Origin of the sequence: Chitinophaga sp. (genome assembly GCF_035538455.1) — a bacterium.
Lineage (GTDB): Bacteria > Bacteroidota > Bacteroidia > Chitinophagales > Chitinophagaceae > Chitinophaga.
Map to the genome: position 1 here is coordinate 16,489 of NZ_DATLKJ010000105.1, position 23,396 is coordinate 39,884.

Annotated in this window: 19 protein-coding genes and 1 tRNA gene; 6 read left to right on the top strand and 14 right to left on the bottom strand. The window is 44.5% G+C overall.

Annotation, left to right across the window (positions count from 1 at the left end):
• Positions 1 to 50: 50 nt before the first annotated feature.
• The 3 genes from VM802_RS13075 to VM802_RS13085 form a co-directional block, all read right to left on the bottom strand.
• On the bottom strand, positions 51 to 938 hold the full coding sequence (locus VM802_RS13075) for an AraC family transcriptional regulator (protein WP_325531119.1): 888 nt from the start codon (positions 936 to 938) through the stop codon (positions 51 to 53).
• 54 nt (positions 939 to 992) lie between these two features.
• The gene (locus VM802_RS13080) at positions 993 to 2,108 is read right to left on the bottom strand and encodes an agmatine deiminase family protein (RefSeq protein WP_325531121.1); all 1,116 of its coding nucleotides are present in this window, start codon (positions 2,106 to 2,108) and stop codon (positions 993 to 995) included.
• Between the two features lie 83 nt (positions 2,109 to 2,191).
• Positions 2,192 to 3,028, bottom strand: a complete 837-nt coding sequence (locus VM802_RS13085; protein WP_325531123.1) for an AraC family transcriptional regulator — start codon at positions 3,026 to 3,028, stop codon at positions 2,192 to 2,194.
• A gap of 283 nt (positions 3,029 to 3,311) precedes the next feature.
• Here VM802_RS13085 and VM802_RS13090 point away from each other — a divergent pair, with 283 nt between their 5' ends.
• Complete coding sequence (locus tag VM802_RS13090; protein ID WP_325531125.1) at positions 3,312 to 4,511, top strand: BamB-related PQQ repeat family beta-propellar protein; 1,200 nt, start codon at positions 3,312 to 3,314, stop codon at positions 4,509 to 4,511.
• A 75-nt stretch (positions 4,512 to 4,586) separates the two neighbouring features.
• On the opposite strand, the gene VM802_RS13095 is transcribed toward VM802_RS13090, so the two are convergent.
• The 4 genes from VM802_RS13095 to VM802_RS13110 all read right to left on the bottom strand — a co-directional run bounded on the left by VM802_RS13095 (position 4,587) and on the right by VM802_RS13110 (position 7,569).
• Positions 4,587 to 5,459 carry a lipocalin/fatty acid-binding family protein gene (locus tag VM802_RS13095; protein WP_325531127.1) on the bottom strand — a complete coding sequence of 291 codons (873 nt, stop codon included), beginning with the start codon at positions 5,457 to 5,459 and terminating at the stop codon, positions 4,587 to 4,589.
• Positions 5,460 to 5,490: 31 nt separating this feature from the next.
• The gene (locus tag VM802_RS13100; protein WP_325531129.1) at positions 5,491 to 6,354 is read right to left on the bottom strand and encodes a hypothetical protein; all 864 of its coding nucleotides are present in this window, start codon (positions 6,352 to 6,354) and stop codon (positions 5,491 to 5,493) included.
• A 29-nt stretch (positions 6,355 to 6,383) separates the two neighbouring features.
• Entirely contained in the window at positions 6,384 to 7,253 is an 870-nt protein-coding gene (locus VM802_RS13105; protein WP_325531131.1) for a hypothetical protein, read from the bottom strand.
• A 181-nt stretch (positions 7,254 to 7,434) separates the two neighbouring features.
• Positions 7,435 to 7,569 carry a hypothetical protein gene (locus tag VM802_RS13110; RefSeq protein ID WP_325531133.1) on the bottom strand — a complete coding sequence of 45 codons (135 nt, stop codon included), beginning with the start codon at positions 7,567 to 7,569 and terminating at the stop codon, positions 7,435 to 7,437.
• A gap of 70 nt (positions 7,570 to 7,639) precedes the next feature.
• On the opposite strand from VM802_RS13110, the gene VM802_RS13115 reads away from it, so the two are divergent.
• Positions 7,640 to 8,692: a PDDEXK nuclease domain-containing protein gene (locus tag VM802_RS13115; RefSeq protein ID WP_325531135.1), complete on the top strand. Its 1,053-nt coding sequence runs from the start codon at positions 7,640 to 7,642 to the stop codon at positions 8,690 to 8,692.
• A gap of 110 nt (positions 8,693 to 8,802) precedes the next feature.
• Here VM802_RS13115 and VM802_RS13120 read toward each other — a convergent pair whose 3' ends face one another.
• Positions 8,803 to 9,825, bottom strand: coding sequence for an LLM class flavin-dependent oxidoreductase (locus VM802_RS13120; protein ID WP_325531137.1), 1,023 nt, complete (start codon positions 9,823 to 9,825; stop codon positions 8,803 to 8,805).
• A 395-nt stretch (positions 9,826 to 10,220) separates the two neighbouring features.
• On the opposite strand from VM802_RS13120, the gene VM802_RS13125 reads away from it, so the two are divergent.
• Together VM802_RS13125 and VM802_RS13130 are read left to right on the top strand one after the other, a co-directional pair.
• Positions 10,221 to 11,660 (top strand): AAA family ATPase, encoded by a 1,440-nt coding sequence (locus tag VM802_RS13125; protein WP_325531139.1) that lies wholly within the window; start codon positions 10,221 to 10,223, stop codon positions 11,658 to 11,660.
• A 69-nt stretch (positions 11,661 to 11,729) separates the two neighbouring features.
• On the top strand, positions 11,730 to 12,005 hold the full coding sequence (locus VM802_RS13130; protein WP_325531141.1) for a hypothetical protein: 276 nt from the start codon (positions 11,730 to 11,732) through the stop codon (positions 12,003 to 12,005).
• A 67-nt stretch (positions 12,006 to 12,072) separates the two neighbouring features.
• Here VM802_RS13130 and VM802_RS13135 read toward each other — a convergent pair.
• The 6 genes from VM802_RS13135 to VM802_RS13160 form a co-directional block, all read right to left on the bottom strand.
• A tRNA-Ser gene (locus tag VM802_RS13135) sits at positions 12,073 to 12,157 on the bottom strand.
• 204 nt (positions 12,158 to 12,361) lie between these two features.
• A complete protein-coding gene (locus VM802_RS13140; RefSeq protein ID WP_325531143.1) occupies positions 12,362 to 13,747 on the bottom strand; it encodes an efflux transporter outer membrane subunit in 1,386 nt (461 codons plus the stop codon).
• A gap of 75 nt (positions 13,748 to 13,822) precedes the next feature.
• Positions 13,823 to 17,014, bottom strand: coding sequence for an efflux RND transporter permease subunit (locus VM802_RS13145; RefSeq protein WP_325531145.1), 3,192 nt, complete (start codon positions 17,012 to 17,014; stop codon positions 13,823 to 13,825).
• 113 nt (positions 17,015 to 17,127) lie between these two features.
• Positions 17,128 to 18,306: an efflux RND transporter periplasmic adaptor subunit gene (locus tag VM802_RS13150; RefSeq protein WP_325531147.1), complete on the bottom strand. Its 1,179-nt coding sequence runs from the start codon at positions 18,304 to 18,306 to the stop codon at positions 17,128 to 17,130.
• A gap of 347 nt (positions 18,307 to 18,653) precedes the next feature.
• Entirely contained in the window at positions 18,654 to 19,538 is an 885-nt protein-coding gene (locus VM802_RS13155; RefSeq protein WP_325531149.1) for a helix-turn-helix domain-containing protein, read from the bottom strand.
• A 21-nt stretch (positions 19,539 to 19,559) separates the two neighbouring features.
• On the bottom strand, positions 19,560 to 21,671 hold the full coding sequence (locus VM802_RS13160; protein WP_325531151.1) for an endonuclease MutS2: 2,112 nt from the start codon (positions 21,669 to 21,671) through the stop codon (positions 19,560 to 19,562).
• A gap of 427 nt (positions 21,672 to 22,098) precedes the next feature.
• On the opposite strand from VM802_RS13160, the gene msrA reads away from it, so the two are divergent.
• On the top strand, positions 22,099 to 22,743 hold the full coding sequence (gene msrA, locus VM802_RS13165) for a peptide-methionine (S)-S-oxide reductase MsrA (protein ID WP_325531153.1): 645 nt from the start codon (positions 22,099 to 22,101) through the stop codon (positions 22,741 to 22,743).
• Between the two features lie 196 nt (positions 22,744 to 22,939).
• The gene (locus tag VM802_RS13170) at positions 22,940 to 23,389 is read left to right on the top strand and encodes an FYVE zinc finger domain-containing protein (RefSeq protein WP_325531155.1); all 450 of its coding nucleotides are present in this window, start codon (positions 22,940 to 22,942) and stop codon (positions 23,387 to 23,389) included.
• The last annotated feature ends 7 nt before the right edge of the window (positions 23,390 to 23,396 follow it).

Below are 23,396 nucleotides of genomic sequence, written 5' to 3' on the forward strand. Positions count from 1 at the left end.
AATGCAAAATTACGTACGTACCTGGCAGCAGCCTAGCACACATTCCGGTATCAATGGTACATTTTCCGGGCAGCAGTACGGAAGGCAAGCGGAGTCTGGTTGTAGCCGCGTTTAAAGAAACGGTTGAAATAGGAAGCGTCTTCAAAGCCAAGTGCAAAAGCAATCTCTTTGATAGCATTGTCTGTATGGAAAAGCATACGCCTGGCTTCCAGCAGTATGCGCGCATGGATATGTTCTATCGCTGGCTTACCGCTCTGCTCCCGGATCACATCTCCCAGATGACCCGCAGAGATATGCAGAAGGTCTGCATAGGCAGCCACTTCATGATGTGTCGTGTAGCTGGTTTCTATAAGGCGGAGAAACTTCTTCAGTAAAATGCGGTCAGCCTGGCCATCTTCCGAAATAAGTCTTTCTGTATATAACCTGCTCAGGTAGATCAGCAATACATTCAGGTAAGCCTGTAGCATACCTTTATGCCAGTCGGGCTGCTGTTCAAACTCTCCTGTCATCTTTTGCATAAGATCCCGGACAAAGACGACCTCTCCTGGCGTCAGGGATAACTCATGCCCATTATGCGGATTCTGGATGATGGGCAGTTGCCGTATCTGCCAGTTAACAGCATCTGCCAGGAAAGCCTCTGTAAAACATATCGCGATCCCGCGCATAGGCTCCGGCTCCTCTTTAAGATGTACCTGATGCGGTGTGGTGAAATAAAAGGTATCAGGTTTTAGCGTATAGGATTGCATATCCACCCAATGCCGGCTGCTACCCTGTTCCACAAGCACCAGAAAATAGTAGTCTTTACGATGCGGCGTCAGGAAAATAGAAAAGTCCTTGTATTCTCCTTCTATCACGCGCATATCAAAAAGATCATTCCTCCCGCCCGTCTGCGTCAACGAATATTTGGGTATACCGGAAGATAGTGCCTGTCTATACATAACATAAATGTAAAGGATATCTTCCGGTTTTTAAATGCCTGTTCTGATAACGTATTACCGCGGTTGTTGCTGTGTAACACAGTGTACCATACCTCCATTGGCAAACAGGTTACGGCAGTCTATGCCAATAACTTTTCTTCCCGGGTACAGTCCTTGTATAATACTGTTGGCAACAGCGTCATTGGGATCATTGTAATTAGGAACAAGGATGGCATTATTGGAAATATAGTAGTTGATGTAGGACCCTTTCCCGACTCTCTTCCCATAAGTGGTCACAACCTCATGCTGCGTAAGCGGAAGCTTTACAAACTTATAGGCATTCCCATTCTTATTGATAGCGGCGTAAAGCGTACGAACGTCCTGCTGGGGCACCTGCCAGTAATCCAGGTCATCCTCCGACATCGTGATGATGGTGGATGCATTGGCGAATCTTGCAAACCCGTCTATATGCATATCTGTGATCTCCAGACCGGCACGGCCATCCAGCCAGATGAATTTAGTGACCCCCAGGTATTTTGTAAATATCGCCTCTGCCTGTTCCTGCGTCATACCAGGGTTCCTGTTCTCATTTAAAACAGAGCTTCTGCAAGCCATTAAAACGCCATGCCCGTCTATTTCCACGCTTCCGCCCTCATTAATCATAACGCCGTTGAGGTTTATATGCTGGAGGCCCTGATCTCCGGCTATTTTAGCTGGTATCTTATTACAATTCTCATAAGCCGCTTTATTGCCCCAGCCATTAAAACCCCAATCTTCAATCAGCAGTTTGCCATTCTTATCCTTCACATAAATAGGACCGTTATCGCGCACCCACACATCGTCTGTTGGGCTGATCGTAAAATCCACATTCGTCATCGGAACACCGGATGCCTGTAGCAACTCAGTGATCCGCTCCCGCTCGGTCTGGTCATAGGCAATAAGATGTACCCTCTCACCAGAAACCAGCGCCTGCGTCATAGCCACCCAGGTTGCATCCAGGCGGTTCCTGTAGGTTCTGCCATATTGATATTCATGTGGCCATTGTAACCAGGTGCCCTCATGAGGCTGAGACTCTTCAGGCATAGTATATAATACTACAGGATCGCCCGTAGGAAGAGGCTTTGATATGATGTCTCCTTCTTTTGCACAGGAGAAAAAAATTGTTGATAAAGTCATTAGCGTTGTTACCATCTTTTGCATAATTAATTTGTACGGTTTTGAGATAGCAAATCTACCGGGATCAGTATCCATAATGTTGTCCGGAATTGACAATCTCATTTAAGCGGTAACCAGATATAGGTCAGTTGTTCTTCGGGAGTAGCCGTATTGTCCGGATGCTTGATGTATTTTTCAACAACCGGTGCAGCTGCGAATTCCAGGTTAGTATTCAGTATCCAGCCGGAATATATTCTTTGGTAAGTATCTTCTATCGTTTCATAAACACCCGTATGCGTAAACTGAGCATATCTGCCACCCGCTATCATCTTCGAAGGCAGCTTTTTATCGGTAGCCTGTAAGAAAGAACAGGTATCATACCTGCATTTAAGGTCTTCACGTATCAGCGGTTCATCAGCAATAATGCCATAGTACTCATTCCCATAAGCCGGGAACGCATGCTGCATAAATTGCTCCCATAGCAACTCGATCTCTTCATGAACATAACTGATGAAAGCACGCTGATAGTAAACAGGTGTAGGCGGAACATACACAATTTCAGGCTCCAGCAGCATATCCGCTTCAACAGGCAGAATGCTTGCTTCTGCCAGTAAAGGCTCTTTCCCTGCCCTGGCTTCCTTAGGCGCAATGCCAAACCGTTGTTTAAACGCCTTCGAAAATGAAGCCAGATTGGCAAATCCGACCTCCAGCGCAATCGACGAAAGACTTTCTTTCGTATAAAGAATCATCTTGTACGCATTCTCAACTTTAAGCCGCTTCTGGTAAGCCCCGATAGTTTCCGAACAGGTGTACTTAAATATGCGTTGTATGTTCCTGTAAGAATAGTTGGATATACGCTCCAACTCCGTTATGGAAATAACACGGTTATAGTTCTCCTCGACAAAGCTCAATGTATCATGAACCCGGCTCAGATCAATTGTACCTTCCGTTTTCATTTTGCGCGCTTTATAACAGCAAATTACCAAAAAAATGAACGCGCTACATATCATCTGTCGGGTACAAATTGATTGGCTATCTGCGCCATAAAAGGCATCCATAGGCATACATGATGATATTTTATAGTAATATTGGCAAAATTACAGGCGCCGGCATATGCCCTTCATCCGTTTTTTTTAGTAAACACACAGATATGGCATACCTTCCGCTGTAATGTTCCCGCCGCTAAAAGCGCGGCACGCATCCAACTGGATAACTTCAAATCCTTATACAAAACACACCATGAAGCAATTTTGCCTTACTATTTTATTTCTTATCGCATGTATAGGTTCTTATGCACAAACTCCAACCGGCAGACAATTATGGAAATATCAGACAGGTGATAAAGTCATTGCCACTCCCCTCATCGCTGGTCAATACATCTACTACGGTAGCACGGATGGTTATGTTTACTGCCATCTTCTGGAAGATGGCAGACTGAAATGGAAAACCAAACTCGGTTTCCCTGTCAGATCATCTGCCAGTGCCGGACCCGACCAGATCTTTGTCGGCTGTGAAGATGGAAACATCTACGCCATAAATATGCAAAGCGGCAGCATTCTCTGGAAATTCAAAACCAAAGGGGAAAAGGAATACGATCTGTGGGACTACTACCGGTCAACGCCTCAGTATCACAACGGTAAAGTATTTGCAGGTAGCGGCGATGGCAATATATACTGCATCAATGCAACGAATGGCAGCGAACATTGGCGCTTCGCCACAAACGGCATCGTACACGCTGATCCCGTAATAGATAAAGACACCCTATTCATCGGCAGCTTCGACGGATACTTTTACGCATTAAATACAGTAAATGGTCAGCTGATATGGAAATTTAAAACGGTTGGCGACCGCACCTTCCCTAAAGGTGAAGTACAAAAGGCGGCACTGGTCACCAATGATGCGGTTTATTTCGGAAGCAGGGACTACAACATCTATGCTATTGACAAAAAAACAGGAACAGGGTTATGGAACATGAAAGAGCGTGGAAGCTGGGTCACAGCCACGCCCTATGAGAAGAATAACAATATCTTCTTCGGCACTTCAGACACACACGCCTTCTACTGCCTGGGTAATGTCTCCGGCAAGATCCGGTGGAAAACAGCCATACCCATGCGATCCTACACCACGCCGGTAAGCTACGACACACTCATATTTACAGGATGCCACAACGGATACATATATGGCATAGGGCAAGCGTCAGGCGCCATAAAATGGACATTCCAAACAGCGGCCAGCAAAAAGAACTATGCAGCTGTGTACGCCGATGATGGTCATTTCAGAAAAGACTTCCAGCTCTATACAGATGAAATCACTACCAAAACCAGCGAACAAAAAATCCTTCAGCTGGGATCTGTCATCTCATCACCCGTTATAAAAGACGGAATTATCTATTTCGGCAGTACAGACGGGTGCATGTATGCAGTAAAGATTGATGGTTAACGTAGCATACAATACACTATACAGAAATAAGCTGCCCCATAAAATGAGGCAGCTTATTTGCAAATATCACTCAGCCTACCTGTAAACGTACTCGAACTCGTAAGTCTCTATCAGTTGCTCAATCGGTAGGTTATATACTTCCAGCTTTGTCACCAGATTATTGTTGTTATATGTGTAACTGTACCTTCTGCTTCCTGCTTCTGCGGGGTTGTTGGCGGAGAAGAAGGGCTTGATGAGATCATCATAGCTATCATAAAAAGGAGGGTAAATACTCCAGATATTGACGCTGAAGCCTGCCTGCTCGCCACCAGGGAGATTCAGCCCCTTATTGATATTGAGTTGGCTGTCGTATCCCAGGTAGTCTGTCACCCAGGGCGTGATATTCAGCGTATCGGTAATATTGCCAACCCATCCGAAATGCCTGGTTTGCCGGAGGTTCTTGTTACTGTCGTAAAAATAATAGACGATCTGTTGATCCCTCGAACCCGCATTGATCTCAGTGTATATGGCTTTCACTGTGGTGTCATTTACATAAGTATATGTCACCGGCTCCTTCCATTTTTCTTCTTTTCTGATAATCCGGCCCTGTACATCATAACTTAATTTTATCGTGGAGGTGGCTGCATAGGAACGGCTATAAAAGCTGGTAAGCTGCTGCTTACTATTATACTTGTAGAGGATGGTGTCTTTAGTATGGGTGCCGGCATATGTTTGGTCCTCGATCTTCTGCACCGGCTTTTTAAAGCTATTGTAGCTGATCGTCACAGTAGAGACAGCATCATTTACCGACGACCGGAAAGATACTTTGCTGATAAGCCATTGTGACGGCGCGGTAGTATGTTGGGCGCCTGCATCCAGGACCTCATCACCCAGCACTGCTTTCCGGCAGGCACTAAAGAGCAGTGTGCTCACGGTGATCATAAGCAGGTAATATCGATATGCTTTCATGTCATGTGATTTTGTCTTAACAATCAGGTAGCTACTTTGCAAGAACATACTCAAATCTGTAAACATAGCTCCTGTTACTGTATTCCACGGCACTAACACCGTCCAGCCTTGTTACCAGGCCATCCGCGTTATAGGTCGCTGTTTGCTTTACAACGTTTGAATTCAGGTTGTAACTGAACTCCTGAAAGTTATTCCTGGAGTTAAAGGGCGCCGACGCGTGGCGGGATGCTTCAGACTGGTACTGATAAGAAGTCAGCCACGTAGGATCCACGTTGATCGCTTCATTGACATTAGCCTTATTGTCGTATTTCGTGAAAGTGGTCACAATTGTAGGATACCCCGGGAGCGTGTCGGTAAGTGGGCCAAATTGGTCATCAAACTCACGGATCTGTTTCAGGTTTCTGTTGGAATCGTAGAAATAGTAAACAATATACCCACTCCAGCCTTTAGGTCCACGAACCGTATAGTTGATATAGGCAACCGAATCATTTGGATAGTTGTAGGTGTACTGGCCTTTGAGAAGACGGCCCTGTACGTCATAAGTAATATTGACGGTATCCAGCCTGTTGGTGGATTTATACTTCGAAATTCTTCCCGCATTATCGTAGAAGAAAAGGATGGTCTCATCAAATAAAGTAGTATACCTTTTCCCCTTAACCTGCTTACTTATCGGTTTGTTCTGACTATTGTAGGCATAAGTGGCAGTCCAGTTGAAATCGTTGTCTTTGGTGGTATAGATTACTTTGCTCAGCAACCATTTGGGTACACCCTCAACAGTTGCTTTCCGCGCACCCACATTGCCGCCGGGCAGCTTATCTGCCACATCTTTGCGGCAGGCGGAAAAGAATAGTGTGCTCGCTGCTACGATGAGCAGGAAATATTGATAGATTTTCATGTCATATTCTTTTAAAAAAAATCAGGTTACTACTTTGCAAGCACATATTCAAACCGGTAAACATAGCTACTGCTGGTGAGTTCATCCGTGCTGACGCCATCCAGCCTTGTTACCAGCCCCTCTGCATTATAGGTGGCCGTTTGTTTTACGATACTTGAATTCAGGCTATTCGTGATCTCCTGATAGTTATTTGTGAAATTAAAGGGCGCCAGCGATTCGTACGATGTTTCAGATTGGTACTGATAGGAGGTCAGCCAGGTGGGGGACACATTGATAGCAGCATTGGCATTGGCGTTATTGTCATACTTCCCGAAAACGGTTGCGACGAAATAGAAGGCATGAAACGTATCGTTAAGTGGGAAAAAATTGTTTTCGAAATCCCGGATCTGTTTCAGGTTCCCTTTTGAATCGTAAAAGTAGTAGACAAGATAATTAGTCTCATCTTTAGGAGCACCATCAGTATATTTGATATAACTGACTGTATCGTTTACGTAGTAATAAGGGTACTTGGATTTGAGAATGCGTCCCTGTACGTCATATGCAATATTGATCGTATCCCATCTTTTGCTGGATTTATATCTTGAAATCCTTCCGGCGTTATCGTAGAAGAAAAGGATTGTTTCATCCACTACCGCGCCTATTCTTTTCCCCTTAATCTGCTTATTAATCGGTTTGTTCTGATTGTTGTAGGTATAAGTGGCAGTCCAGTTGGAAACATTGTTTTTGGTAGTATAAATTACTTTGCTCAGCAACCATTTAGGCGTGTTCTCAACAGCGGCTTTCTGTGTACCCGCATTGATGCTTTGCAGTTTATCTGTTGCATTCTTTCCGCAGGCGCTGAATAAAAGCATGGCAGTCACAGTGATGAAAAATAAGGGGTAGAAAAATGTCTTTTCCATAAAATAGTTTTTGGGTGATAAAAGCTTCCGTATTAGCTATAAGAGATGGCAGTGCAAATAGGACATACTCCAGGCATCGATGGGGCAATATTAATGTATTCCGCTGCGATAACGTTTCTTACAAAGCAGCAAAGGGACTGAGCGTACGCTATGTGGTGACAGCCAATGGAAAAAACGGGGACTAAACAGATAATTTTTTATCCGGAGGAACCCAGCTATGCCTGGCCTCCTTCGACATCAACAATTCCCTGGTGTAGAACTGAAGTATATAATCTCTTTCGAGGAAAGGCTGTTGTAAAAAAACAGTAATCTGCATACAGCGGATTTTCATAACCCGATTTGTTAATTGTCTATCGATGAGATAATTTCAGGAAAAAATAAAATGCATGACTGATGCTCAACTCGGTTATATAGATTTTATAGCAACATTAAAACAAGATATACAGGGAGCAAGATCACAAGCAATTCTGATTGTTAATAAGCAATTACTGCTGCTATATTGGAAAATTGGAAATAGGATTCTACAGCAACAACACATTGAGGGATGGGGGACTAAGGTAATAGATCGGATTAGTAACGATTTAAAAAGTGCGTTCCCTGATATGAAAGGGCTTTCTTCCAGAAATTTGAAATATATGAGGGCTTTTGCAGAGGCCTATCCAACATTTTCTAATAATATTAGTTCTGATATTCAAATAGTTGAAGATGGGCCAATTGTGCAAGTGCCGCTTGCACAATTGACTTGGTATCATCATATTACAATCCTTGAGAAGTTAAAGGATCCGGATGAGCGTATTTTTTATATTTACCAAACTGCCACAAATGGTTGGAGCCGCAATGTATTAGTCCACCAGATTGAGGGAAATTTGTATCAAAGAACTGGTAAAGCAATTAATAACTTTCATCAGTCTTTACCTTCAGCTCAAAGTGACTTAGCTAAGGAAATCATAAAAGATCCCTATAAGTTCGATTTTCTGACTATGAGTGAGAGATACCATGAAAAAGATCTGGAGAATGCATTAATCACTCATATTAAAAATTTCTTATTGGAACTGGGCGCTGGATTCAGTTATGTTGGACAACAGTATCAAATTGCGATAGGTAATCAAGACTTCTACATTGATTTATTATTTTATCATCTAAGATTAAGGTGTTTCATTGTAATAGAACTGAAAACAGGGCCATTTATACCAGAATACGCAAGCAAACTGAATTTTTATTTAAATGTGGTAGATGATCAACTCCGGCATTCCTCCGATCAGCCTACAATTGGTATATTAATTTGTAAAGAACGGAATAAAGTAATAGCAGAATATGCACTTCGGGGAATTAATAACCCTATCGGTATAGCGGAATACGAGCTAACGCAAGCCATTCCTGATAATTTAAAAGGAAACTTACCATCAATTGAAGATCTTGAAAGAGAGTTGGAAAACTGAAGTGTAGAAGGGATTATTATTCATAGAGTTAAAACGGAACGCCTTCAAATCTTAAGATCTGAAGGCGTTTTAATATGCTGCGGAGAGTCAGGGATCATCATTGCTGAAATCTAACGCCAGCCTAATCCCGGAGCCACATGCTCTAAAATAGAAGACAATACATGCAGATTGTAATCTACTCCCAATGTATTGGGTATAGTCAAAAGGATCGTATCTGCCTCCTGAATAGCCTCGTCCTCAGCCAGCATCTTTATGAGTTGATCTGGTGCTGCAGCATAGCTTCTTCCGAAAATAGCACGTTTGTTCGGTTCAATCATTCCGATTTTATCGACCTGATTGCCTTCCCGCCCAAAGTAATGTCGATCCTGATCGTTTACCAATGCGAAAATAGACCGGCTTACAGAAACCCTTGGCTCACGCTTATGTCCCGCTTTTTTCCAGGCTTCTTTGTACAATCTGATCTGTTCGGCTTGCTGTATATGGAAAGGCTTGCCACTTTCATCAAACTTCAGGGTAGAGCTCTGAAGGTACATTCCGTTTTCAGCCGCCCACACAGCGGTAGCATTGGAAGCGGCCCCCCACCAGATGCGTTCCCGCAATCCTTCCGAATAGGGTTCCAAACGCAGTAAACCAGGTGGATTCGGAAACATAGGATACGGATTAGGCTCAGCAAATCCCACACCTTTCAGCTTATCCAGGAATTCCAGTGCTTTACGGCGCCCCATATCTGCGTCACTTTCTCCTTCTGCCAGTTCATATCCAAAATAACGCCACCCGTCGATTACCTGTTCCGGCGAACCTCTGCTGATTCCTAATTGTAATCGCCCCTCCGAAATTAAGTCCGCAGCTCCGGCATCTTCTACCATATACAACGGATTTTCATAACGCATATCAATTACACCCGTTCCAATCTCTATTTTGCTGGTTTTGGCACCGATAGCCGCAAGCAAAGGAAATGGCGATCCTAACTGGGCTGCAAAATGATGTACACGAAAATAGGCGCCGTCTAAACCAATTTCTTCGGCAGCAACAGCCAGATCAATAGATTGAAGCAATGTGTCGCTGGCTGTACGGGTGCTATAAGCCGGATGATCAGACCAATGCCCGAACGATAAAAATCCTATCTTCTTCATAAATCTATTTTTGGAAGAATCGAATTTACAAATGTAAAAGTATTTGGGCGAAAACACGATTCCGGGTACTTCCTGACATACAAGTACCAGCACACAGAGGACACAATCGATAGTCACCTCTCATTGAACTTACCTCTGCAATAAAAAAGGTTTGTAAGTTTCAGCTTACAAACCTTTATGACATCTATCACTTCACGCAGTAAACTAGTGAAAATCTTTACTGTACATCTTGTTGAACAAGATAGCTGCATTAATATAATGGGCCATAAGTACTTATTTTTTATACTTATGGCCCATTTTTGATTTTTATATCCGGCCACAACTATGTAATTTTATATAGTTATGGCCGGATATAAAATTTTAGCCGGTTAGTGATTTGAAAAAATACTAAAGAGATGAAGTCACTTATAGGTCGTAAAGAGGAAAAAAAAATTCTGGAAAAGGCTTTAGCATCAAATGAAGCTGAGTTAATTGCCATTTTTGGGCGGCGACGTGTAGGTAAGACATTCCTGATAAGGGAAGTCTATAATAGTAAAATAATATTAGAGTTTTCGGGAGTTCACAACGCCACATTCAAGGAGCAGTTGGGTAATTTCAGGAATAAGTTAGCCGAAGTCATGAAGCAAGAGAGGCTACCAGAAGTACCTGTTAGTTGGACGGAAGCATTTGAGATGCTCAAAAAATATAGTGAACCATTGTTGAAAAAGGGGAAATGTATCATTTTCCTAGATGAATTTCCATGGTTGAATACTCCTAAATCAGGTTTTTTATCTGCATTCGAATATTTCTGGAACTCATGGGGCACTAAGCAAGATAATCTCATATTGACAATTTGCGGATCGGCAGCTTCGTGGATGATACAAAAAGTTGTCAACAACAAAGGAGGACTTCATAATAGGATTACGAAAAAAATCCGATTGTTACCTTTTACACTTGCTGAAACGAAAGATTATTTACAAAGCAGAAATGTTAAACTGGAACTTTATCAGATAGTTCTCCTATATATGGTGATGGGAGGAATTCCACATTATCTGAAAGAAGTGGAAGCTGGATTGAGCGCTGCGCAGAATATTGATAGACTTTGCTTTACGAAGGATGGAATATTAAAAAATGAGTTTGATAATCTGTATCAATCGTTATTTGCAGAAGCAGACAAACATATTGCAGTAGTTAAAGCATTAAATAATACCCCAGCAGGGCTAACCCGTAAAGAAATTATTGCTGCCTGTGGATTATCTAGTGGAGGAAGGGCAACATTACTCATCGATGAATTGATTGAGTCTGGTTTTATCACAAACTATATTCCATATGAGAAAAATGTAAGAGATAATATATATAAACTGAGTGATGAATATTCCCGATTCTATCTAAAGTATATTGAAAATGGTAGAGCAACCGGCATTGGAACATGGATGAAATTATCCACACAACCTACATGGAAAAGCTGGAGCGGACTTGCATTTGAAAGTATTTGTCTCAAACATACAAATGAAATAAAGGCTGCCTTAGGAATTTCAGGCGTTTATACGGAAGAGTCAATCTGGCGAAATGTGCCCGGAAAAGATGAGGACGGAACAGGAACCCAGATAGACTTATTACTGGATAGAAATGATTTCTGTATAAGTATCTGTGAGATGAAATTTTCAACTTCGGAATTTTCTATAGATAAAGCCTGTTCAATAGAATTGAAAAATAAACTCGATATATTTCAGCGGAAGACAAAAACAAAGAAGACATTATTTCTTGTGATGGTGACTACGTTTGGAGTCAAACAGAATATGTATAAACCTGGTTTGGTTCAAAATGATATTATCTTGGAAGACCTTTTTAAGTGAACAAAGAATTTATGATATTTAAGAAATTAGCCGTGTATTCGTTAATAATATTGAGTAACTGTACATCTTATGGCATTTAGGAATATTTCTGAAGACTTTCCATTTCATAGCAAAGATAAAACTGTTTGGTACTATGTGATAGATTGGAAAAATCGGACTCAAACAGACTTTTATAATGTTTCCGGGAAAAAAGATTTATTGAAGAAGCTTAAAGAAATTCTAGATAATAAGGATGAAAAAAATCATGAATTAATGGGAGTATGGAATGGAACATACGCCACTGATATTTTTAAAATCCCTATTGCAAAAGGCTACTTTGAATTAAACCAGTACTTTAACTATTAAGTAACAATATGGTATAAATAATGTAAAAGCCTTCAAATCTTTCGACTTGAAGGCTTTTACATTCTAGCGGAGAGTCAGGGATTCGAACCCCGGGACCTGTTACAGTCAACAGTTTTCAAGACTGCCGCAATCGACCGCTCTGCCAACTCTCCAGTGGGACGCAAAGGTATAAAACGGTTTTAAATTACCAAAAAAAATTTCAAAATAACTTAAAAGCCGCTATGACTTTGCTCCCTGTGGTTCCCGCTTAACGAAGATGTACGAACCAGGCCGTTTATTAATTCCTGTCTGTTGGGTCTGGGTTCATAGATTATAGCCGAATTCATCACTCTTTACCTGGTCCGTACTTCCGTTAATTATTTCCAACCGCCGCCGAGTGAACGATAGAGGTCTACCATAGCGCTCAGACGTTGACGGTCTATATCTACCTGCCCCAGTTCTGCCTGTAAGGCGCGTGACTGTGCAGTGATCACTTCGAGATAATTGGCCATACCGCTGCGGAAAAGCATCTGTGCCTGGCGTACTGCCAGCTGGCTGGTACTCACCTGCTCGCCGGCAATGTTCTGCTGGGTCTTGAGTTTCTCCAGTTTCACCAGTGCGTTGCTTACTTCTCCAACAGCATTCAGGGTAGCCTGTTTAAACTGTATCACCGCCTGCTCGCGCTGTATCTTCGCTACTTCCAGCTGTGTTTTCAGGTTACGGTGCTGGAATATAGGCTGGGTAATGCTTCCACCTACGATACCAAATAAAGAGGCAGGAAGGGTAAACCAGTCACTGGCTTTGAACGCATTGACACCTCCATTGGCAGTAATGGTCAAAGCCGGATACATGTTTCCAAGGGCAACTCCCACCTGCGCATTGGCTGCTACCACTCCCATTTCACTCGCACGTACATCAGGACGGCGGCTTACCATAGCGGCGGGTATACCTGTAGGTAAAGATTCCTTCACCGTGAAGTCATGCAACTGACGGTTACGTGTAACCGTTCCCGGTAGCTCACCCGTGAGAATGCGGATCGCATTTTCCTGTATAGCAATGCCTTGTTCCAGCTGAGGTATCAGCAATTCTGCTGTCTGACGCTGAGAGATGGCCTGTTGTACCGCCAGCTCAGTAGCTTCACCAGCCTTCTTCTGCAGGCTGATCATCTGCACAATAGTATCACTGAGAGCTACATTCTTCTTTGCGATGTTCAGTTGATTGTCGAGCATCAGCAGGTTGAAGTAACTGTTAGCCAGAGAGGCTACCAGTCCGGTTTGCACAGCATGCTGGCCTTCATATGACTGCAGGTAGGTGGCCAGCGCGGCTTCCTTCTGTCTGCGGATTTTACCCCATACGTCTATTTCCCATGACATGCCTGCACCCAGGTTGTAATCTTCAATGTGGTCACCAAAGTTGAACTGGCTCATGTTCTTGCCATTCAAACTATTCTTGGAAGGATAGTTGGTGTTCACAGTGGCAGTAGCCGTAAAAGACGGCAACCAGGCCACTTTAGCCTGCTTCAGGTACTCATGTGAAGCTTCTACCCTTTTGATAGCCAGCTGCATATCATAGTTGCCGGTGAGGGCCTTGTCAATCAGCTGTTGTAAAGTGGCGTCTTCAAAAAACTTCTTCCATTCTATATCAGCTATACTACTGGTATCTGATGGGGCTACGTTGCCGAACTGTTCTGGCAGCTCCACCGGAGGCCGCTGATAATTGCGGCCTACCCGGCATGCTGCTAACCCTACAACTAAGGACAACATTAAAAAGTAAAAGGTGTTATTTCTAGTTTTCATCTGTCTTTCTGATTCTGATAATTGTAAACGAATACAGCTGCATTAATGTACCATGGCTTCTTCCATCGCTTCGTCCGCGGTCACCGTGATTGGTTTGCGGCGGATCTTTTCCTGGATGAACTGGAAGATCACATATAACACAGGTATCACAAATACCCCTAACACTACCCCGGTAAGCATACCGCCCGCTGCACCTGTACTGATGGATCGGTTACCCAGTGCAGAAGAACCGGTTGCGCGCATCAACGGCAACAGACCTGCAATGAATGCAAAGGATGTCATCAGGATAGGACGCAGACGCAGACGCGCTGCACGGATAGCCGAAGCCACCAATCCCATACCGGCCCTTCGCCTTTGTACCGCATACTCTACGATCAGGATAGCGTTCTTCGCCAGCAACCCTATCAACATGATCAAACCTACCTGTACATAGATGTTGTTGTCGATACCAAACAGGTTGATAAAGGCAAATACACCGAAGATACCCAGCGGGATAGAAAGTATCACCGCCAGTGGCAGGATATAGCTTTCATACTGTGCTGCCAGCAGGAAGTATACGAAGATGAGACACAGTGTAAAGATGATCGTAGCCTGGTTGCCCGCGCTGATCTCTTCCTTGGTCATACCCACCCACTCATAGGTATATCCTCTTGGCAGATACTGGGCAGCTACCTCTTCTACAGCCTTGATGGCATCACCACTGCTGTAGCCCGGCTTAGCCTGACCGTTGATGGTGATAGCGTTAAAGAGGTTGTTACGCGTTACCGTCTCAGGACCATATACACGTTTCAGTGTTACCAGCGTATTCATTGGCACCATTTCTCCATGCTGGTTCTTTACGTATATACCATCCAGTGAGGAAGGCTCTTTACGGAGCGCTGCTTCCGCCTGCACAATCACACGGTAATATTTACCGAAACGGTTGAAGTCCGACGCAAACATGCTACCATAGTACACCTGCATGGTTTGCAGAATGTCGCCTACAGCAACACCCAATTGCTTGGCTTTGCGGTCGTCTATTTCCATCTCAAATTGCGGATGACCGTTGTTGAATGTAGTGAACGCAAAAGCGATTTCCTTACGCTTCATCAGTTCCCCGATGAATCCCCAGGCAGTACCACCCAGTTTATCCAGCGTGCCGCCGGTACGGTCCTGTAACACTACCTCAAAACCAGCTACGTTACTGAAACCTGGCACTGTAGGCATGTTGAACACAAAGATGTTTGCTTCCGGTATACCAGCCAGTGCGCCTTGCAACATGCCCATCAACTGGTCCATGTTTTTGATCTTACCACGTTCAGCATGCGATTTCAGTTTGATGAAACCTACGCCGGAAGTGGCACTGCTGGAGTTAGACAGGAAGTTGAAACCAGATACGCTGAGGTAAGAGCTGGTAGCCTCCAGGTTTTTAATCTTAGCTTCCACTTTTGCCACCACCTGACGTGTGCGTTCCAGTGAAGAACCGGGAGGCATGGTTACAGCATATACCGCAAACCCCTGGTCTTCCGTAGGAATAAAGCCTGACGGCGTGGTGCGCATCATCCATACAGTAGCAGCGATCACGATGACCAATCCGCCAATGGTTACCCACTTCCTTTTGATCAGGAACTGCAGTGCGTTCACATATTTGTTAGTCATGGCATTGAAACCGGTATTAAAGGCAGCAAAGAATCTCTTGCCGAAACCTTTTTCGTATACCGTCTTACCATTATGACTGTGATTAGAGTTCTCATCATGCGCATGGTTATTCTTCAATATCAGTGCACACAAAGCAGGACTCAGCGTCAATGCGTTCAGTGCGGAGATAAGGATGGCAATCGCCAACGTGAAGGCAAACTGCCTGTAGAACACACCGGCAGGGCCCTGCATGAAACCAACTGGAATGAACACAGCCGACATTACCAGCGTAATGGAGATGATCGCACCGGAGATCTCCTGCATGGAAGACAATGTCGCCGTCCGTGGATTCGCTCCCTTCTCCATCTTCGCATGCACCGCTTCCACTACCACAATGGCGTCATCCACTACGATACCAATCGCCAAAATCAATGCGAACAGCGTAAGCAGGTTAATAGAGAAGCCGAACAGCTTCATGAAGAAAAATGTACCAATAATCGCAACCGGTACAGCAATTGCCGGGATCAGGGTTGACCTGAAATCCTGCAGGAAGATGAACACTACTATGAACACCAGTATGAAAGCCTCTATCAAAGTATGTTTCACCTGATCGATAGATTCATCCAGGTATTCTTTAGTGCTATATATATTAAAGTATTCAATGCCTTTAGGGAAAGACGCTTCCGCCTTTTTCATCAGCTTGTTAATGGTCTCCTGTATCTCGTTCGCATTGGAACCAGCAGTCTGGTTGATCGCGATACCGATACCGTATTTACCATTTACACGAGTGTCACTACCATAAGTGAAAGAGCCAAATTCCACACGGGCAACATCTTTCAGACGAAGTACAGATCCATCGGCATTAGCACGGAGGATGATGTCTTCGTACTGTTCGTTCTTATTGAACTTACCCTTATACTTGATCACATACTCGAATGACTCGCCACTGCCTTCACCAAAACGACCGGGGGCCGCTTCCAGGTTCTGATCGCGGATAGCGTTCAGTACTTCCTGCGGAGACATATTGTAGGCGGTCAGCCTCTCCGGACGCAGCCAGATACGCATGGAGTAATCTTTGGCGCCGAATACGTTCGCCTGTCCTACCCCTTTCACACGCTGAATTTCAGGAATGATGTTGATCTTGGCGTAGTTCTGGAGGAACGTTTCGTTGTACTCTTCTTTATCACTCATCAGGTTCACCACCATGATCATACTGTTCTGTACTTTCTGGGTGCTGATACCCGCCTGTACCACCTCTGACGGCAGCAGACTCGTTGCTTTGGCAACGCGGTTCTGCACGTTCACAGCGGCCAGGTCCGGGTCCGTACCAAGGGTGAAGTATATATTGAGTGTCATGGAGCCGTCGTTGTTGGACTGGGAAGTCATGTATGTCATGTTTTCCACACCGTTAACGGCTTCTTCGATCGGAGTGGCTACTGAACGTGCCACTACTTCAGCGTTCGCACCAGGGTAAGAGGCTGTAACAGCCACGCTGGGTGGAGCGATTTCCGGGAACTGGCTCATCGGCAATGTTACCAGTGCCAATATACCCAGCAGTACCAGGATGATTGATATAACGGTTGCTAATACAGGCCGTTCTATGAATTTTCTAAACATACGAGCAAAAGAATTTAAGCATCACCAATTGATGACGTTTGAGGATTGGTCATTTCACGCCTTTACACTTTTTATATGGATGTAAAGACGTGAAAAAACATTCACTGAGAAGATCAGAGCGGTTTTACTTTCAGCAGGCTGTCGAGTGATATTTGCTGAGGAGCGATTACCGCGCCATCGCGCAGACGGTCAAGACCGGAGTAAACAATTCGCTGACCAGGCTTCACGCCTTTCTCAACAAAATAGTAGTTACCGCTTTTGCCGGCTATGGTGATGGGAATACCACTTACTTTATTACTATCTGCTACAACGAATACCATCACCTTATCCTGCAACTCAAATGTAGCTTCTGTAGGAATCACGATAGCCTGCGCAAACTGTTCAGGGATACGGATCTTACCGGTATTTCCTGAACGCAGCAGTCCCTGCGGATTCGGGAAAGAGGCCCTGAAACTAATGGCGCCCATGGTTTTATCAAACTGGCCTTCCATGGTTTCAATTCGTCCTTTCTCTGTGTAGATACTCTTATCCGCCAGCTGCAGTTCTACCGGAGGCAGTTGTTTCACTTTCTCAGCGATGCTGTTGCCAGATGTCTGGTTCTTGAATTTCAGGAAGTCCGCTTCACTCATAGAAAAGTAAGCATATACTTCATTCACATCAGACAGCAGGGTCAGTGGTTGTGGCTCTGAACGGCCTACCAATGCACCTGTCTTGTAAGGAATCCTTCCTATATAACCACTTACAGGAGCAGAGATCAGCGTATAGCCAACATTGATATTGGCGTTACCTACTTGTGCTTCTGCCTGTGCTACCGCAGCTTTAGCAGCCTGGTATGTAGACTGCGCAGTTTTCAGCTGCACATCAGACACTACATTATTATTTACCAGTGGAGTGATTCTGTCTACTTCTACCTGGGCTTTCTCAAGATTAGCTTTGGCAGCCAGCAGGGTAGCCCTGGCGTTGCTCAGTTGCTCACTGTAAATACGGTCGTTGATCTTGAAGAGCGGTTGACCTGCTTTTACATAAGCACCTTCATCTACAAAGATCTTATCGAGTATGCCTTCTACCTGTGGACGTATCTCCACATTAACCCGGCCTTCCAGCGTAGCGCTGAATTCACGGTAAGTAGTTGCTGGCAATGTGCTCACCTTTAACACAGGAAGCGAAGCCACCTGTGGGCCACCACTCTGGTTGGCCTGTGAAGTGCCACAACCAGACATGGCCGCCAGCACAATGACGCTATAGATGAAGCCTGCCGGCAAACTTGCAAAAATTGATCTAATTGGTTTCATACTTCTTTATTTAACATGCATATAAAAATTCACCCTGAACAGCAAAGACAATACAACTCATCTCGCCTTTGCGGCAGCTAGTTCTAGTAACAGCAATCGGGTGTGAAAATACAGGCAGCCCCTACTGCAGCTCCGGGCCACGCATAAAGTGTACAGCCTTATTTATACGTTTGAGCGCAGTAGTAAATGACTACTGTAAAAACAAAAGTTAGAAAGGTATTGCGGACCTCCGCTAAAAAACTATCATGGTTTTCAAAGTTTTTGCATGGTGTACGGGCAACACCATCCATTGATAACGACGCAAAAATAATACAATAATGTTAACGGATGTTTAAATTATTACGGGTTTAATTGTACTTTTCACGGGTAGTGCGCTGAAAAGTAGCAGGTGTTACCCCCGTATGTTTTTTGAAAAAGCGATTAAAATAAGCATCATCCTCAAAATTGAGTCTGGCTGCAATCTGCTTCACTGAATGCTCTCCCCAGTACAGGAGCCGTTTCGCCTCCATTATACGCTTCTCATCTATCACATGTTTCGCATTTCTCCCCAACAGACTTTTCACGGTATCATTCAAATGCCCTGGCGTGACAAATAGCATTTCCGCATAATCAGACACCTGTGCCTTCTGATGGAAATGCTGATCCACCAGCACTTTAAACTGACGCGCCATATTATACTGTGAGCTTTCTGCATTCAACCAGCCGGTAGGTGGCTCCGCTATCCTGCCGCACGCTATCACGAATGCATTCAATAAATTACGTATCACTGCATCCTTCCGCAGCCGGTCGCTCTCATACTCCTTCTTGATCAACCGCGCATAGCTCATCAACTCATCCATCTGCTCTTCATTCAGGGGTATTACACCCGAATTGAAAACACAACGCCAGCAACTCACCACACCCTGCATCTCCGGCACCAGGAAGTCGTTTGAAAAATAAATATTGATCAACTCTGCATCTTCCGCCATTTCATGCTGATGGACCTGGTCTGGCTCCATCAGCATGACTGCCGGTGCTGTTACTTCATATTGTTTGAAATCAATAGACTGACGTATGGTACCACTCACCAGAATATCTATACTGTATCCGTTATGGCGGTGAGGAATACCCATCTCTTCACAAACATCCTCGTTCCCCTTCATCTCACCAATATAGAAGGACGCGCCACCAATACAATCCTCCAGTCGGAACAACGGAATCTCCGCAATATTTCCTGCATTTGCAACTTCCATACTTAATACATTTAAAGATTATCAGTCTACGGTTTCTTTCGGTTTCTCCTGTACCACTACCAGGTCGCTCAACTTCACATTGATAGGAATATTCCCCAGCTGCACAATCCCACGCTTGTCACGGATCTCTATCAGCTTGCCCACCTGGCGGTTGCTCAGTATCTTCACCTGATCACCCACCTGGCACTGCTTACCTGTTTCCTCAAACTTATCGTCAATCTTCCTGGTCAGTTTCTCGTTTACCTGCTTTTCCCGACGACGGAACAGCAAAATTTCTGCCTGTTTCATCACTTTTTCCTTATCGTCACTTTTTTTCCATTCAGCCACCAGCTGCTTCAGCTTCCGCTCCATGTCTTTCAGGTATAGCAGGTCATTCTCTTTAATTTGATTCTGCAGTTTCAGGAAAGTGATCTGCTGATGCTTCTTCTCTTTGTCTGCCAAAATTTCATAGTCCCTTTTCAGCTTTTCATTCTCCTTCAGCAGTTTCTGTAATTCCTTCTCTTTCTGTTCAACTTTCTGCAAGTCCTGCTCCGCTTTGTTCAGGAGCCTGTCCAACTGAAAATGCCCTTCATCTACCAGCGTCTTGGCGCGGGCTATCAACGTAGGATTCAGACCAATACGCTCCGCAATGGAAAATGTATAAGAGCTGCCGGGCTTGCCAATCAGCAGCTTGTACATAGGCATGAGCGTCTGCTCATTAAAGCCCATGGCGCCGTTGATGATACCTCTTACCTTATTGGCCATCACCTTCAGGTTGAGGTAGTGCGTGGTCACAATACCAAAGGCATGTTTCTTCGCCAGCTCTTCCATGATCACCTCCGCGAAAGCACCGCCCAGGTTAGGATCGGAGCCGCTTCCCAGTTCGTCTATGAAGAACAGCGTTCTGCCGTTGGCATTCTCCATAAAGTACTTCATGTTCTTCAGATGCGAACTGTAGGTACTCAACTCAAACTCGAGCGATTGCGTATCACCGATATGGATCATCAGCTGTTTGAAGATGCCCAGCTGCGATGACGGATGCACCGGTACCAGCAGCCCCGATTGCAACATCAGTTGTATCAGGCCAACCGTTTTCAGCGTCACCGTTTTACCACCGGCATTAGGCCCGCTGATCACCAATATATGCGCGTCCTTATCCAGCGAAATGTTCACTGGTACCGTAGGCTTACTGTTCTTACGGTTGTATAGCAACAGCAAAGGATGATAAGCCTGCACCAGGTGCACCTGCGCATGTGGCATCAGCAACGGGTAGTTACCATCCATATCCAATGCCAGCCTGGCTTTCCCCCTGATAAAATCATAAGTGCCCAGTATCTCGTGGTATCCGTTGAGCAGACCGGAATAACTGCTCAGTGATGCCGTCATAGCTTTGAGGATGCGGTATACCTCCCGGCCTTCTTCTCTTTCGAGCGACTGCACCTCGTTATTCAGTTCGATGGTTTCTTCAGGCTCCAGGAAGGCGGTCTTACGTGTGTCCGACTCGCCATGGATAATACCTTTCACCATGCGCTTGTTCTCTGCATAGATCGCTACTACCCTGCGGCCGTTGAGGAAAGCCTCCTCCTGGTCTGCCAGGTAGTTGAGTTTCTGCAGCTTTTGCAGGATGCGGTCAAACACCCTGCGCAATTCCGTGCGCTTGCGGAACAGTGATATTCTGATCCTGGCCAGCTCCGGTGATGCATTGTCACGTACCTGTCCGGTTTCATCCAGCACCTCGTCGATGAGGGCAGTGATCTTTTTCTCGTAATGTGTGTCTTTGATCACTTCAAACAGACCCGCATATTGAATCCTGCGGTCATGGTCAAAAAAGCGTACAATAGCATGCATGCTTTCGGCCAGTTTGCGCAGTTGCAGCGCCTGTTCACCCGAGAGCACCGCTCCTTGTATAGATAAAAGGCGCAGTTCATTCTTCAGGTTTAAAATGTAATCATTCGGAAAGTGCTCCTGCAGCAGCACGAGTTGCTTGTATTCATGTGCCTGTTGCAGGGCTGTTTTTACGTAATCTATATGCGTGTGCAACCGAAGGTCGGCAGCCATTTGCTTACCCAGTTCTGTTTTGCAATGCTCTTGCAGCAATGCCTGAACTTTATCGAATTCCAACTGCATCAACGCAGATTCAGGAAAATATTTCAAGTGATAATTTTTTAAATAAAGAGTCTACAAACCAACCAGCAGGGTCTGTCAACTGTAATCAATAATAGTAAATAATAGTATATTAATTTATGGCGCTAAGAAGCGTCGCCTACAAAGTGGGCGGAGAGGCTTTAACTGGGAAAATGACTATCTCTTTTTCATCGGCGTTCTCATTAAGCTATCAAACGGTTCCGGTTACCCGGGTTACATCTGTTCCTGCTGCTGACGTTATATTAATTTTGACACCCACGGCTCCTAACGGGGCGCAAAAGAATGTTAAAGTTACTTAACTTGTTGTTCTCCTGCATCATTTATTACGTAAATTATATCGGATGCAGGCAGGTCAAATCTCATCCAAAACAGCGCAATATCGCTACAGTACAAGATTTGACACATATAATTTTTTTTATCCCTAAAGATAAAATTTATGCGAAAATATTCAATATTTATATTTTTGATCACCCTGGCGCTCCTTGCATGCGCCCAGGGCAAACAAGAAAAAGTACCCGGAGATATGGAAGTAAGTAATAATACCAAAGTAGAAAAAGCCACCTTCGGAGGCGGCTGCTTCTGGTGCACAGAAGCACAGTTTCAGTACCTTGACGGCGTTATAAAAGTGGAATCCGGCTATGCCGGCGGCAATGTACCCAATCCTACCTACGAACAGGTTTGCGAGGGCAATACCGGTCACGCCGAAGTAATACAGGTCACCTACGATCCCGCAAAGGTCAGCTACGAAGAGCTGTTGGAAGCCTTCTGGACCAGTCATGATCCTACTCAGCTGAACCGCCAGGGTAATGACGTTGGTACCCAGTACCGCTCTGTTATATTTTACCACAACCCGGAACAGAAAGAAAAAGCGGAATTCTATAAAAAGAAACTCCAGGAATCCGGCGCCTACGATAAACCCATCGTAACCGAGATTGCGCCGCTCACTACTTTCTATAAGGCGGAAAACTATCACCAGGACTATTATAACCTTAACGGCTCACAGCCCTACTGCACTTATGTGATCAAACCTAAACTGGAGAAATTCAAAAAGGTATTTAAAGATCACCTGAAGAAACAGTAATATTTTGGGATTTGGGGATTTTGGAATGTAGGAATTTATAAATGCAGCGAAGAACAATTGTTAATAAAACAGAATAACAAACTTAATCTTCGCTGCATTTATAAATTCCTACATTCCAAAATCCCCAAATCCCTAAATTCCCCAAAAAAACATTATTTTAAAGCAGCCATTAAAAACCAAAATCACGCTATAATTAATGACTGCTATTCCACAAGATGCTATTCCAACTACCTGTCCCCATTGCGGAAGTACTGAACTGATACGCACTGTGCCGGAAAAAGATCCGTTCAATATAATGATTGTCTGTAATACCTGTCATATGGTCGTATCCGGAAGCGCTGCCACCCTGCCTGCACCCGGACAGCCGCCCGTCGGTGTAGTACATGCCATCGCAGAGAAGGCACTGCAGCTGTGTCTCAACAGCGGTAAATTACAGGGCATCCGGTACTATTACGTCACGTATAATGAATTGCCCGGGGTTACGCCCATTGACCTGATGCAGGCCAAAAATGAAGTGGAAGCACTGTTACAGGCCCGCGGACTTACCAATGCGGTGAAAAAGCCCAACAGGAACGGCTGCGTCATTACGCTGATCATCCTGCTGCTCATTATCGCCAGCATCATCTATTTCTTTACCAATAGGTAAATTTTTC